Raw genomic sequence first — 13,664 nt, 5'->3', positions numbered from 1 at the left:
CGGTCCCCGATCGCCTACGAGAACGACCTCCAGCCAGCTGCAACTACCCTGACCCAAGCCGCATAGACGTGTTCAAAATCCGGGGTCAAGGCCCCGGACGTCCACGCGGTCGGCCACGCCGGGCAGCAGAAAGCGCAACGTGTCCACGACGTGGATGAAATCGTCCAACACCAGTGTGCGCGGGTCTTCCGGAAGTCCGACCCGGTTCTTCTGCATCAGTATCAGTTCCCGCGGGTGGCTCGCGCACTGCGCGTACCCGGGCGCGTACCGGCGGTTGAAGCCGACGAACAGGCTGACCCCCCGTTCCTCAGCGAGGTCGACCAACTGGCGGGAGGTGTCAAGGTCGTACGCCAAGGGCTTGTCGACGTAGGTGGCCACGCCGGCTTCCAGTAGACGACGGACGATCTCGGGGTGGGCTGTGGTGGGCGCATGGACGAACGCGCAGTCCGGTCCCGTTTCGAGGAGACTGTCGAGGTCGGTGTGGCGCCGGTCCGTCGGGACGTGGTGTTGGGCGGCCACCCGTTCCAGCGTGTCGGCCGTGCGGGTCTGCAGGTGCAGTTCGATGCCCGCCGCTGCCGTGAGGACCGGCAGGTACGCCTTCTGTGCGATGTCACCGAGTCCGATACAGCCGACCTTCACCGGGGGCCCTTCCGTCGGTCCTACCTGGGTGTTGTCCTGTCACACGCAGCTTAATCCGTGGTCACCACCCGCTGTTTCGGCCACCATGACGGCATGACGACGCAACCAGAGCACACTGCACGGCCCGAGCAGTCCGCGGGCACCGCAGCCCCCGATCTCACCGAGCGGGTTTCGCCCCACCCCCGCGCCGGTGAGAGGGAGATGCTCGAAGGATGGCTTGAGTTCCACCGGAGCACCCTCGCCGCCAAGTGCGAGGGGCTCGATGAGGAGCAACTGCGCCGAGCGGCGGTGCCGCCCTCCACCTTGACCTTGATGGGCTTGGTGCGGCACATGGCCGAGGTGGAGCGGTACTGGTTCGCCGAGATATTCGAAGGGGCCGACCTGCCCGAGCTCTACAGCACAGAGGACGACGTGGACGGCGACTTCCACTATGGCGCCGAAGACAGCTACGCCGAGGGCGTGGCCACCTGGCGGTCCGAGATGGAGCGGGCGCGGCGCATCAGCGCAGGGCGCGGTCTCGACGAGGTCTCGGCCAGCCGCAAGCGCCAGGGCCAGACCTTCAGCCTGCGCTGGATCTACACCCACATGATCGAGGAGTACGCCCGCCACAACGGCCACGCCGACCTGCTGCGGGAGCAGATCGACGGAGCGACCGGCTTCTGACGCGCTCACCCGTGCGGGGGCAATATCGGCTTCCGGTTTCCGGAACGGGGACCTCGCACAGCAGAGTTGCGCGAGTGCAGCGAACCTCTCCCACCCGAACCACGACCCAACTCCTGCTCGGGGTCGCCTGTGCCGTATCGGCCGTCTCCGGTTGCGTGCAGGTGACGCCGGCAGCCGGGCGGCTGCCGGCAGCCGCTGAGCCGGCGCCGACGGCTGCGTCCGACGGCAAGACGCAGACCCTGGTGACCGTGCGGGCACCGGCGCTTGAGGCCCTGGAAGCCGCGCCGGTCGCCACGCCGGGCGCCACACCACCGCCGGCTTCGCCCGCGCCGGCCAGGACGGGTACCGCGAAGGCTGCGCAAGCGACCGGGGCCGGCTCCTGGGCTTCCGGCGGGACGAGCCGGCAGGCGCCCCGCAGCGGGCAGTCCGGTCAGCGGGAGCAGGACGATCCGCAGACGGCGCCGCCGCTGGTGCCCCGGGCTCCCGCCCGGCTGGCGGACGTCTGCGCGCTGGGTCGCCACTACGGAGGATGGCGGCCGGACAGTGCCGAGGCACGCATCTGTGACGGTGTGGCCGCCCATGAGCCAGGAGTTCACGGTCCTCAGCGCGGGGAGCGTTGACGGGTGGTCGGTGCCGGGGTCCTCTCGGCGGCGTCGGCGCGCGGTGTCCGGCCAGGGCCCCCTATCCCTCCGCGGAGTCCAGGTGCCGCTCCAGACGTTCGATCGCCGCTCGGACACCGTGGCCGTAGCCGTCGTGCGCGAGGGCGTCCGTGGCCGCCCGGGCCCGGGCCAGGTGGGTCCGGGCCGGGCCCGGGCGACTGAGGCGGACGTAGTCGGCGGCCAGGTTCAGGTGCAAGGAGGGGTAGAAGGCACGCACGGCGACCGAGGAGTCGTGGCGGGCCAGGCGGTCGTCGTCGAGGCCCTCGGCGGCTGACAGGGCGCGAAGGTCCCAGGCGAGTTCGTCGCCGGGGTCGTCCTGGGCATCGGCCATGTAGTGGGCCAGTGTGCACCGGTGCAGGGGGTCCCCGCCCTCTGCGAGATCCGCCCAGATCAGGGCCAGGCGATTGCGAGCCTCTTCGCGATCGCCCCCATGCAGCAGCATGACGGCCTGGCCGATCCTGGTCATGACGGCGTCCCCGGACGCCTTCTGCTGCTCGGTCACCGCTGCCTCCTGCATGCCACTGCCGCTGACCACCGACGCTAACCTCAGCCGCCCCTGAACCTGCTCAGGCGCGGGTGGTGTCAGCCCAGGTCCGGGATTCGCCAGTCGATCGGCTCATGGCCCTGGGCAGCCACGGCAGCGTTGATCTGCGAGAACGGCTTCGATCCGAAGAACTTCTTCGCGGACAGCGGTGAGGGGTGGGCGCCCTTGACCACGGTGTGGCGCTCCTCGTCGATCAGCGGCAGCTTCTTCTGCGCGTACGCTCCCCAGAGCACGAACACGGCCGGGTCGGGGCGGGAGGCGACCGCCCGGATCACGGCGTCCGTGAACTTCTCCCAGCCTTTGTTCTTGTGCGAGTTGGGCTCAGCCTCGCGGACCGTCAGTACCGCGTTGAGCAGGAGGACGCCCTGCTGCGCCCAGGGCATCAGATAGCCGTTGTCGGGGATGGGAAGCCCGAGATCGGCCTGCATCTCCTTGTAGATGTTGCGCAGGGACGGGGGCGTCTTGACCCCGGGCTGCACGGAGAAGCACAGGCCGTGGCCCTGACCGGCGCCGTGGTACGGGTCCTGCCCCAGCACCAGCACCTTCACCTGGTCGTAGGGCGTTGCCTCCAGCGCCGCGAAGACCTGCTCGCGCGGCGGGTAGACCGGCCCGTTCGCCCGTTCCTTCTCCACGAACTCGACGAGTTCCCTGAAGTAGGGCTGGTCGAGCTCCCCGCCGAGCGCGGAGAGCCAGGACTCGGGCAGCATGTTGCTCACGTCAACAACCTTCCAGGTGCGTTGTCTCAACACCCCGCAACCTACCGGGGGCTACTGACAACGCACCTTTCGGTCCGTGGCGTTGTTACCAACTCGCCTTGCGGTAGAGCTCCCACATCTGCATGACCGACTGGGGGTCGAGGGCCCGCTCGGCGCCGCCGATGTCCTCGCCGGCCGCCGTGTAGAACTTGCCCTGCCACAACGGCAGCAGCCGCACGTCGTCCGCGAGTATCTGCTGGGCCTGCCGGAATTCCTTGTTGACCGCGCTGCGGTCCTTCTCCCGGCGGGACTTCGGTAGCAGGTCCGTGGTGATCGTCTTCGACTCGTAGGGCGTGCCGACCGCGTTCTCCTTGCCGACGAAGGGCGCGATGTAGTTGTCCGGGTCCGGGAAGTCGGGGAACCAACCGCGGCCGAATACCGGGTACTCGCCGTTGTGGTAGCCCTTTTGGAAGTCCTCCCACTCGCGGTGCTGGAGCTTGATCTCGAACAGCCCGCTTTCCTCCAGCTGGCGCTTGATTTCGAGGAACTCGGCTGAGGTGGAGGAGCCGTAGCGGTCACTGGTGTACCAGAGCGTCAGCTTCACCTTGTCGGTGATGCCCGCGTCGCGCAGCAGCTCCTTCGCGGCGGGCACGTTCGGGTCGCCGTAGGTGTCGTAGAAGGCCGTGGTGTGACCGGAGATGCCACGGGGGACCATGGAGTACAGCGCCTCGGCCGTGCCCTGGTAGACCTTGGCCACCAGGGCGCTGCGGTCGATGACGTGGGCGATGGCCTTGCGGACGGCCGGGTTGGCAGCCGCCGGGTCCTTGGGGTTGAAGACCAGGTAGCGGATCTCCGCGCCGACGGCGTCGACCACCTGGATGCCGGCCTTGCGGGACTCCGAGCTCTGGAGGTTCTTGATCTCGGCCGCGGTCAGACCGCGGTAGGTGACGTCGATCTCGTTCGCCTTGAGCGCCGAGACCATGAGGTCCGAGCTCTCGAAGTAGCGGATGGTGACGCCATCGTTGCGGCGCTCGGCGAAGCCCTTGTAGTCGGGGTTGCGGACGAGCTCGGCCCTCTCCTTGGGCTTGTACTCCTTGAGGAGGTAGGGGCCCGAGCCGACGAGCGTGGTGTCCTTCTCGTCCCGCGGCGCGTTCGCTCCGTACGCCTTGGGGGCCACCAGCGAGGTGGCCGGCGTGGCGAGGACGAAGGGGAAGGTGGCGTCCGGGGTCTTGAGGTGGAAGACGACCGTCAGTTCGTCCGTGACCTCGATCCGATCGAGGCTGCCGAGCAGGTCCTTCGGACCTCCCGTGTAGGCGATGTTCAACACCCGGTCGAGGGAGTGCTTGACAGCCTGTGCGTTGAGCGGCTCACCGTTGGAGAACTTCAGGCCCTTGCGCAGGGTGCACCGGTAGGACTCGTTGGCGGAGTCAGTGAACTCACAGCTCTGGGCCGCGTCCGGGCGGGGCCGGGTGCTGCCCGTGGGGAAGCTGAGCAGGGTCTGGAAGACGTTGCGGTACAGCTCCCAGGAGCCGTCCCACGTGGTGGCCGGATCGAGTCGGGTGGGCTTGCTCGTCGTGCCGACGGAAATCTGCCCGCTGCCCTTGTTTCCGTCGCTTGAAAGCAGCCCACAGCCGGAAAGCAGGGATATGGACGCAAGGGCCGCAGCGGTCTGCAGACATCTGGTCCGGTTGAACACGTGCACGCTCCTCGATCAGCCAGGGGTTGGCAGACCATACCGCAGTGCCCCGCATGATCAACGAGCAGGATCAGCGGGGCACATGACCGGTTCCGTACCTATTAGGGATGCAATTTGCACCTACCAGGGCGAGGGCAAATGCACAAGGTGTCCGGATATCGGTTAACCGACCCCGGCATTCAAAAAAATTCCGCCATCGACAATGAGGGTCTGCCCGGTGATCCAGGCCGACTGCTCGGAGGTGAGGAAGGCCGCGGCCCCACCGATGTCCTGCGGTACGCCGAGCCGGCCGAGCGGGTAGGCGGCGGCGGCCTCCTCCTCGCGCCCCTCGTAGAGCGCCTGGGCGAACCTGGTCTTGACCACGGCGGGGGCGATGGCGTTGACCCGTACCTTCGGTGCCATCTCGTGAGCGAGTTGCAGGGTCAGGTTGACCATGGCCGCCTTGCTCATCCCGTAGGCCCCGATGAAGGGCGAGGCCGAGACGGCGGCGATGGAGGCGATGTTCACGATCGCGCCGCCGTGCTCGCTCTGCCAGGCACGCCAGGTCTGCTGGGCGAACCCGAGCGCGGAGATCACGTTCGTCTCGTAGACCTTGCGGACGACCGCGAGATCGAGTTCGGCGAGCGGGCCGAAGACCGGATTGGTCCCGGCGTTGTTCACCAGGAAGTCGACCCGGCCGAAGGCCTCCATGGTGCGTTCCACCGCGTGGGCCTGGTGGACCTCGTCGTGAGCCTTGCCGGGGACGCCGATGACCCGTTCGGCACCCAGGCGTTCCACGGCTTCCTTGAGGGTGTCCTCGTTGCGTCCGGTAATGCAGACCCGGTCGCCACGTTGTACCAGGGCCTCGGCGATGCCGAAGCCGATGCCCCGGCTGGCTCCGGTCACCAGGGCGACCTTGCCGCTGTCCGTTGTGCTCATGGGCGAACCTCCCTTGTGCGTCGTGTCAGTTGAGTGGGCCACCGGCGACGTAGAGGACCTGACCGGAGACGAAGCCCGCGTCCTCTCCGGTGAAGAAGGCGATGGCGCCGGCCACGTCCTCGGGCCGACCGACCCGCTGTACCGGGATCTGCGTGGCCGCGGCGGCCTGGAAGTCCTCGAAGTCCATGCCGACCCGGGCGGCGGTGGCGGCCGTCATCTCGGTGGCGATGAACCCCGGGGCCACCGAGTTGGCGGTGACGCCGAACTTGCCGAGCTCCTTGGCGAGCGTCTTGGTGAGGCCCTGCAGCCCCGCCTTGGCCGCCGCGTAGTTGGCTTGGCCACGGTTGCCGAGGGCGGAGCTGCTGGAGAGGTTGACGATGCGCCCGAAGCCCGCGTCGACCATGTGCTTCTGGCAAGCCCGGGCCATCAGGAAGGCCCCGCGCAGGTGCACGCTCATGACCGTGTCCCAGTCGCCCTCACTCATCTTGAAGAGCAGGTTGTCCCGGAGCACGCCGGCGTTGTTGACCAGCACCGTGGGCGCGCCGAGCTCGGCGGCGATCCGCTCCACCGCGGCTGCCACCTGGTCGGCGTCGGAGACGTCGCAGCCGACCGCCAGCGCCCGGCCTCCCGCGGCGGTGATCTTCTCGACGGTGTCCTTACAGGCGTTCTCGTCGAGGTCGAGGACGGCGACGGCGCGCCCTTCGGAGGCCAGTCGGATCGCGGTGGCCGCGCCGATGCCCCGGGCGGCCCCGGTGACGACGGCGACGCGCTGCTTGGTGGTGGACATGCTGGTTCTCCTCGCCCTTGAGTGCGGTGGCCGCGCCGGGACCGGGATTCCGGTCTGCTGAGCAACCGCTTAGTAGGTTCCGCGTGGAGACGCTAGAAGCCCCTGGCACCCGGTGTCAACGGCCCCCGGGTACGGGGCGCCGTTCAACGCACCAGCACGTCGAGGAGGCGTTCCACCTCGGCTTGCGGATCTGCCGTCAGGCCCGTGTGTACGGGGCCCGGCTGGACGACCGTACTGCGCGGGGCGATCAGCCAACGGAACCTGCGGCCCGCGTCGTCACCGGCTGCCTGCCCGGCGTGTTCGCCACCGGTGCACACCCCTTCCACGGCCCGCAGCGCCGCCCGTACGCCCGCCACGTCCGCCCCGGGGTCCAGCGCGAGCAACTTGACCTCGTCCAAGTGGGTGCGGGCCGCGACGAAGGACTTCGCCCGGCAGTAGACCAGAACGCCGGCGTTGAAGAACTCCCCGCGCTCGACCCGCGGGACGACCCGCACCAGCGCGTACTCGAAAACGTCCCGCTCGCTCACGTGTTGCTGCTCTTCTTCTGGTGGGGCCATTCGGCCAGGTGGTCGGTGAGCCAGCCCGGTGGCGCCGAGGGGGCCCGCACCGGTGCCTCCATGGAGATCCGGTCGGCGATCGTGGCGGCGCGCGGCAGCAAGGCGTCCACGTACGCGCGCCGCAGGGCGCCGGGTGAGTCGAAGCCGGACTCCGCGACCAACCATTCCTCGGGTACCTCGGCTGCTACCTCGACGAGGAGGTCCTCCGTGACCTGCGGGGCCAGTTCGGCCGCTGCCGCGGCGATGTCCGGGCCCACCGGTGCCAGTACGTGGTCGGAGGCGTTGTAGGGCTTCGCCGCGGCGGTTGCCGCGGTGGGCCAGTTGTGCTGCCAGATCATCGTGGCCCCGTGGTCGATCAGCCACAGGTCCCCGTGCCAGATCAGCATGTTGGGGTTGCGCCAGGACCTGTCCACGTTGTTGACCAAGGCGTCGAACCAGACCACCCGGCCGGCTTCGGCCGGGTCCACCTGGTAGGCGAGCGGATCGAAGCCGATGGAACCCGGTAGGTAGTCCATGCCCAGGTTGAGTCCACCGCTCGCCTTGAGCAGTTCCTGCACCTCCTGATCGGGTTCGCCGAGACCGATCACCGGATCCAGCTGCATCCGGACCAGTTGGGGAACCCGCAGCCCCAGCCGCTGGGCCAACCGCCCGCAGATGACCTCGGCCACCAGGGTCTTACGACCCTGGCCGGCGCCGGTGAACTTCATGACGTACGTGCCCAGGTCGTCGGCCTCGACGATTCCGGGGAGCGAACCGCCTTCACGCAGGGGCGTGACGTAGCGGGTCGCGGTGACTTCGGACAGCATCCGCCCAGGTTACCCGCGGGACACAAGGAAGCGCGGCGTCTCCGGGAACCAGCTGGGAACGCCGCGCGTTGAGAGCTTCAGACAACAGTGGGGGTGCCGCCCACCTCGCTGATTCGCCCGCGTGCGGGCTGATCACGTCGGCGCCCACCAGGAGGTACAGTGCGAGCCGCAGCAGGATCCGGTCGATCACGACGCGCATGAAGGACTTCGTGATGATGAACTTCATGAACTCGGATCGGGCTTCATGGCGGCGAGCTTCGCCTTCTCCACATCCAGCCGCGCCCGCTCCGCCGCCGGGGGCTGGCTGTCCCTCTCCCACTCGCGCCGGGTGGCCTGCTCGCGGCAAACTGCGTTGTCGGAGCGAGCACCTCGTTCTCGCACGTGATGGCGTCAACATGTCCCGCAGGACGCCTCGTGTGCGGCGGTACGCCGGCCGTCAGATGACGGCGTACCAGCACGCGTGGGAGATCCGGGACGCCTACGGCTACCACCCGTTCGAGGAGCACGACTGGGGGCGGAAGTTCCGCGCGTTGCGGTAGGGCGTGGACGCACGCCGAGGGGCCGGTGGCGCTGTTCGACTGGTTCCCACGTTCCCATGCGATCGATCGGTCAGGGAGGCGCCCAGTTCTGCTCCTGCAGCATCGCCACGCCTACGCCGCAGACCTTCGACGTGCCCTCCCCTCGCCGTTGGAGCTCCACGGCCGGAGTTGAGACCCCAGCTCACCGAATCGAAGTCCCTCGCACGGCACATCGGCCCATATCGGCCGCGGCACGACGCCCGGTCAGGACGATTCCTGTTCAAGACGATCCTCGCGGGTTGCGATCGGTGCTGGTCTTTTGAGTAGTGACTACTCACCCTCGCGGCCGACAGGCGGACTATGGTTGCCATCGCGCCGCCGCTCCCCGGCGTGTGGAGGCCCTGTCGGTGTCGGTGCTCCACACCTCTTCGAGCAGGATGGCGACCCGGTGGCGATGACCTGACCACCGGCCGCCTTGCGCACCGCAACAACCGCTACGACCGCAGCCGAATCGAAGGACCGCGGAAGAAATCTGGTGAATCGATGAACCTACTTGCGCCTCGACCAGGGAAGACCGCGCCCCTGGGCTGATCCTGACGGCGGGTGGCGCATCCGGCCCCTACTACACTGCGCTGAGACAGCTCACCGCCCCCTTACAGTCTCCGGTCGTCTGCGACTCCTCGGCCCGCTACGAACGGTTGGCCGACCTCGCTCAGAACCTCGCCGATCACGTGCCCGCGCAGCTGACCGCCGACGCCCGAACCTACGCGGGCGCGGTGCGAACTACCGGGTCTCTGGGCTCACTCCCGACCAGCTGAAGATCATGCAGTCATCGAGGGTGACCCAGACTGGCCGTCATGTCATGGACTCGGCGGCCATGGCCTGCGGGGCGGGCCGCGCAGACGTCTTCGCCCGCGCCTGTCTCGGGCGTCTCGACATCGAGCGAGAATCCGCCTGCGGGCGCGCCGTCGACGCCCGAACGCAGACCCGACTGATATCGGACGGCTCGGCGAGGGTGAGACAAGTGCGCACGGCGCCTGCGGGCATCTGCCCACGGGCCTGTCTCTGCGCCGTTCACTCCCCGAATGACCGACACCGAACAGAGCGTCAGACCCATCACGGTCGACCAACATCCCAAAACGCCCGGCTGCCGATCCCCCCTTCCAGCCCTCGGAGCGACCTCCGAGGAAGGGGCCGGACCCGCACCGTCTACCGCCGGCCTTGCTCGGCTCCGGCCGACGACACTGCGTCGTCCTCCCGCCCGTACAGCGCTCCGGCGGCTCACTTCGATCGATACTCGTCACGCGTGAAAGGCCGAGGATGAATCCTCAACATGGCATACCGCCCGGGGATCCACGTCACCCGCGCATGCCCTTCGGGCTGAAGCCTTCCCGACCTCGCCGAGGTTTCAGCGCGACCCGCCGGTTCACCACGTTGGTGACCGCTGCCGCGCTCGCCGTATCCGGGGTGAATCTGATCGCTCTGCCCACCACCGGAGCCGCTTGGGCCGCCCCCGCCCCGGAGACCCCGCCCGGCGTCCCCGGCGGCAAGCAGCTGGATGAACCCAGTGCGATGAGTCAGGGCGCGAACGCCGGATACCTGCCGGGCAGCCTGAACGTGTCCTCGACCGGGACCGCCTCCTACACCGTCGCGCTGAAGGTTCCCGACGGGCCTGGCGGGCTGCGGCCGTCACTCGCCCTGGCCTATTCCAGCGGCGCAGGTAGCGGTATCGCGGGCGTCGGCTGGTCGATCAGCGGCCTGTCGGGCATCAGCCGGTGCGGCAAGACGTTCGCGACCGACGGCAAGCAGACCGGCGTCCACTTCCGCGATGCCGACGCCGGGGGCGAGGACGCCGACCAGTACTGCCTGGACGGGCAACGCCTGGTCGCGGTCAAGAACAAAGACGGAATCCAAGGAGCCTACGGGGCCTCCGACACCGAGTACCGCACCGAGAAGGAGACGTTCACCAAGATCGTCTCAAAGGACGCTGACGCCTCCGGGCCCGGCTGGTTCGAGGTGCGGACCGGTGACGGACACACCCGAGAGTACCGGCCGCAGACCGCGTCCCGGCGCAGCGGCCGAGACGAAGCGGGCAAGGACCAGTACGCCACCGTGAGGGTCTCCTGGCCGATCAGCAAGGAATCGGACTCCTCGGGCAACACGCTCGCCTACGCCTACAGCACCGCCGAGTCAGCGATCAACGGTGTGCCGACTGCGGAGACGGTCATCGACCAGATCTCCTACTCCATACCCGCGGGCAAGACCCGGGCGCGCTACATCAAGTTTGACTATCAAAAGAGCCGACCGGACAAGTCCTTCTCCTGGAGGGCGGGCGTGCGCACGTCCAGGGAGAAGCGTCTGAAGACGATCGCCGTGTACGGGCCGAACCCGTCCACGACCTCTTTGCTGTGGACGTACGAACTGGACTACGGCGATGCCAGCCCGGTGACCGGCCGCAGCCTGCTGCGGTCGGTCAAACAGTGCGGTCACAAGGGCGGTTGTCTGAAGGCGAAGACATTCGACTACAGCGACCGCGAACGAGACCGGCCGGACTTCACTGCCAAGACGGTCGCACGCGGCTTCACCCCGTCGACCAGTGCTGCCACCCTCGGCGCGCGCCGGAACGGGCGGGGCATGCAGCCGGCCGACTTCGACGGCGACGGCGCCGACGATCTCGTCGTCCTTCGCGATGACATCAACGAGAGTTACGTGCTGCTGGGTGAGAGGAAGGCCGACGGCAGCGTTCGCCCGCTGAGCAAGAAGGTCTCCTTCGCGCCGCTGAGCGATACCTCTGACACCTTCACGTCGGAGGTGAAGGGGCTCACTCCGGTCGACGTCGACGGCGACGGCGTAACGGAACTCGTCAAGACCTCGGTCGAGAAGATGCGAGACCCCGAAGCCGGAGGCACCTCCCATGTTCGCATGTCCGTCTGGCGATGGAACTCGGCCAAGGACCGTTTCGACCGGAGCACGGACACGTTCAGCGGCGGGACCGAGGACGACGAGCTCTCGCCCCGCAAGTTCGGCGACGTCGACGGGGACGGCCTGGTAGATCTGATCGCCTCGGGCAGACTCCAGGACGACGCGACCAACGGCGGACGCGGGACCGGGTATCCGGGCCCGCATCCAGGCCGCAACGGACTCTGGGGCGACGAATGGCACATCCACCTCAACAAGGGCGGCCGTTTCGACCTGTCCGACTACCTCAAGACCACTGTCCGGGCCGATGGATACGTGTACGACGATGACGTTGCGGCCGGGATGTACCGTCGACAGCCCGGCATGTTCGATCAGATGATCGACTTGGACGGCGATGGGCGCGCTGAAGCCGACGCCGAGGACGACAGGGAGATCAGGGACGGCTTCTTCGAATACGGCCAGCAGAAACCTCTGAGGATCCGCGACGACGGGACCGTCGTCTTCGGCCTCGAGTGCGAGGCACAGAACCGGTGCGCCTCCCGGGACGGCTACGACGGCCGGTTCCCCCACCAGACGCTCATCGGGGACTTCAACGGCGACGGTCTGTCGGACAAGGCATGGTTCGGCCTCGCCGACAACGGCGCGGGCGGCTTCCAGCCAAGCGACATCAAGGTCCGCTACGGCACCGGCACGGGTTTCAGCGCGGAGGAGACGTTCGCGCACACGCCGATCTGGAACACCGACGGCATGAAGCTGAAGGCCAAGGCGCACGTCGGCGACGTCGATGGCGACGGCCGCTCCGACGTCCTGGTCTTCCACAAGAGCCCTTTGGCGGGGGCCGGTGAACTGCATGAGGGCATCACGATCTTCACCGCCGCCGGGCGCACCATCAGCCTCCCCGGGGCGGCCACCTCATCGCCCGCCGCAGATCCGGCCGAGGCCTGGCAGATGTCCACAGTCGGCGACTTCAACGGCGACGGCCGCACCGACCTGCTCACCTTCAACGCCACCAGTGACGGTGAGGGCAGCGACCGGCTGGTCGTGCTGGAGAACCACGGCCCCACGCCCGACCTGCTGACCGACGTCACCGACGAGGACAGCGCCTGGCCGCGGGAGTCGATCTCCTACTCCACGGAGTGGTCGAACCAGCCCCGCGCCCTGCCCGTGCCGCAGTACGCCTTCCCGACGGTGGCGGTGCGCCGGCGCGACATGCCGGTGGTGCGTCGGGTTCTCTCACGCGGCCACATCGTGGACATCGACAGCTACACCGAGCGCAACACCAGGGCCCACGTGAGCGAGTACTCCTACGAGTACCCGGTGATGGACGTCCAAGGCCGCGGCTTCCTGGGGTTCGACCAGACATCCGTGTGGGAGCCGCAGCGCCTGAGCGAGAAGATCACCACCTACGACAACCATGTTCGAGGCGGCCTGGACCGGCCGGGCGACGCGCCTGACGGAGCGTTCTACCCGTTCGTCGGCCTACCCAAGGACGTCATCACGGTGACGCCGATCACGGGAGAGTTCAAGCAGGACAAGAGCGGCAAGTTCGCCAACGCACGCATCACCCGGACCGTAAACGCCTACGAACCGGTCATCGACCACGACGGTCGCACCTTCTACACCCGGTCCAAGAACACCCAACTGCCCGGCAGCCACAACACCGTGGCCTCGGAGTGGGAGGGACCGGTCGCGATCGACTGGGACCTGGACAAGGACGAGAACCCGCTGCCCAGGGCGCACCTGTTCGGATTCCGCCGCCCGGACCTGAGTACCGACGATGGCCGGGTGACCCGGTCGACCTACCGCTCTAGCGAGCGGGACGAGTACGGCAACCTGGTCGGCGCTCAGCGTGCCAGCTATGGACCGACCTCAGCGGACAGAGGGGTGGCAGAGAAGACCCACACCTGGTACGACCATGCCCAAGCCCGGATCGACGCCTGGCAACTGCACCTGCCCACCACGACCACGACCACGCGGATCGAACCCGACGACACCCCGTCCAAACCGCACCGCACTGAACGGCGCCTGGACTTCATGCACGACGCCCGGGGCCTGCAGACCGACGTCATCACCGAACAGGCGGACCACGACTCCCTGACCGCGGCCCAGAACGCCGACCTCCGCCGGCACGAGAAGACCGACTACGGCACCCACGGTGAGATCACCAGTGAGCCTTTTCCAACCTGGTTCTGAAGTGCGGCTGTTGGGCTGACAACATGGTGAAGCCCCTGGTAGATGGGTTTTCGACCAAGAAAACCAGCTC

The 13,664-nt window shown here is 68.0% G+C and carries 10 protein-coding genes and 3 pseudogenes; 4 read left to right on the top strand and 9 right to left on the bottom strand.

The window, feature by feature from the left end; translation table 11 throughout:
* Positions 1-93 precede the first annotated feature (93 nt).
* Positions 94-639, bottom strand: a pseudogene (locus ACFYMC_RS28705) (Gfo/Idh/MocA family protein); the annotation flags it as partial.
* Between the two features lie 201 nt (positions 640-840).
* Here ACFYMC_RS28705 and ACFYMC_RS28700 point away from each other — a divergent pair.
* Both ACFYMC_RS28700 and ACFYMC_RS28695 read left to right on the top strand, forming a co-directional pair.
* Positions 841-1,302: a DinB family protein gene (locus ACFYMC_RS28700; protein WP_388530746.1), complete on the top strand. Its 462-nt coding sequence runs from the start codon at positions 841-843 to the stop codon at positions 1,300-1,302.
* Between the two features lie 74 nt (positions 1,303-1,376).
* Positions 1,377-1,922: a hypothetical protein gene (locus ACFYMC_RS28695; RefSeq protein ID WP_388530740.1), complete on the top strand. Its 546-nt coding sequence runs from the start codon at positions 1,377-1,379 to the stop codon at positions 1,920-1,922.
* Between the two features lie 61 nt (positions 1,923-1,983).
* Here ACFYMC_RS28695 and ACFYMC_RS28690 read toward each other — a convergent pair whose 3' ends face one another.
* From ACFYMC_RS28690 to ACFYMC_RS28655, 8 genes and pseudogenes are all read right to left on the bottom strand, one after another.
* Positions 1,984-2,463 (bottom strand): hypothetical protein, encoded by a 480-nt coding sequence (locus tag ACFYMC_RS28690; protein ID WP_388530737.1) that lies wholly within the window; start codon positions 2,461-2,463, stop codon positions 1,984-1,986.
* Positions 2,464-2,543: 80 nt separating this feature from the next.
* The gene (locus ACFYMC_RS28685; RefSeq protein WP_388530743.1) at positions 2,544-3,212 is read right to left on the bottom strand and encodes a uracil-DNA glycosylase; all 669 of its coding nucleotides are present in this window, start codon (positions 3,210-3,212) and stop codon (positions 2,544-2,546) included.
* A 94-nt stretch (positions 3,213-3,306) separates the two neighbouring features.
* The gene (locus ACFYMC_RS28680; RefSeq protein WP_388530734.1) at positions 3,307-4,896 is read right to left on the bottom strand and encodes an ABC transporter substrate-binding protein; all 1,590 of its coding nucleotides are present in this window, start codon (positions 4,894-4,896) and stop codon (positions 3,307-3,309) included.
* 162 nt (positions 4,897-5,058) lie between these two features.
* Positions 5,059-5,814, bottom strand: coding sequence for an SDR family oxidoreductase (locus tag ACFYMC_RS28675; RefSeq protein ID WP_388530731.1), 756 nt, complete (start codon positions 5,812-5,814; stop codon positions 5,059-5,061).
* A 25-nt stretch (positions 5,815-5,839) separates the two neighbouring features.
* Positions 5,840-6,601, bottom strand: coding sequence for a 3-oxoacyl-ACP reductase FabG (gene fabG / locus ACFYMC_RS28670; RefSeq protein ID WP_388530728.1), 762 nt, complete (start codon positions 6,599-6,601; stop codon positions 5,840-5,842).
* A gap of 143 nt (positions 6,602-6,744) precedes the next feature.
* The gene (locus tag ACFYMC_RS28665) at positions 6,745-7,128 is read right to left on the bottom strand and encodes a DUF3037 domain-containing protein (protein ID WP_388530725.1); all 384 of its coding nucleotides are present in this window, start codon (positions 7,126-7,128) and stop codon (positions 6,745-6,747) included.
* Complete coding sequence (locus ACFYMC_RS28660) at positions 7,125-7,964, bottom strand: HipA family kinase (protein WP_388530722.1); 840 nt, start codon at positions 7,962-7,964, stop codon at positions 7,125-7,127. Before ACFYMC_RS28660 ends, ACFYMC_RS28665 begins: the two co-directional genes overlap by 4 nt.
* A gap of 106 nt (positions 7,965-8,070) precedes the next feature.
* Positions 8,071-8,193 (bottom strand): annotated as a pseudogene (locus ACFYMC_RS28655) (undecaprenyl-diphosphatase); the annotation flags it as partial.
* A 187-nt stretch (positions 8,194-8,380) separates the two neighbouring features.
* On the opposite strand from ACFYMC_RS28655, the pseudogene ACFYMC_RS28650 reads away from it, so the two are divergent.
* Both ACFYMC_RS28650 and ACFYMC_RS28645 read left to right on the top strand, forming a co-directional pair.
* Positions 8,381-8,597: pseudogene (locus ACFYMC_RS28650) on the top strand (DUF4158 domain-containing protein); the annotation flags it as partial.
* 1,322 nt (positions 8,598-9,919) lie between these two features.
* A complete protein-coding gene (locus ACFYMC_RS28645; RefSeq protein ID WP_388530720.1) occupies positions 9,920-13,594 on the top strand; it encodes a SpvB/TcaC N-terminal domain-containing protein in 3,675 nt (1,224 codons plus the stop codon).
* The last annotated feature ends 70 nt before the right edge of the window (positions 13,595-13,664 follow it).

It is taken from the genome of Streptomyces sp. NPDC006879 (genome assembly GCF_042869595.1).
In the GTDB taxonomy this organism is placed as follows: Bacteria; Actinomycetota; Actinomycetes; order Streptomycetales; family Streptomycetaceae; genus Streptomyces.
The sequence above is the reverse complement of the archived record's forward strand: the minus strand, read 5'-3'. Positions and strand labels throughout refer to the sequence as shown.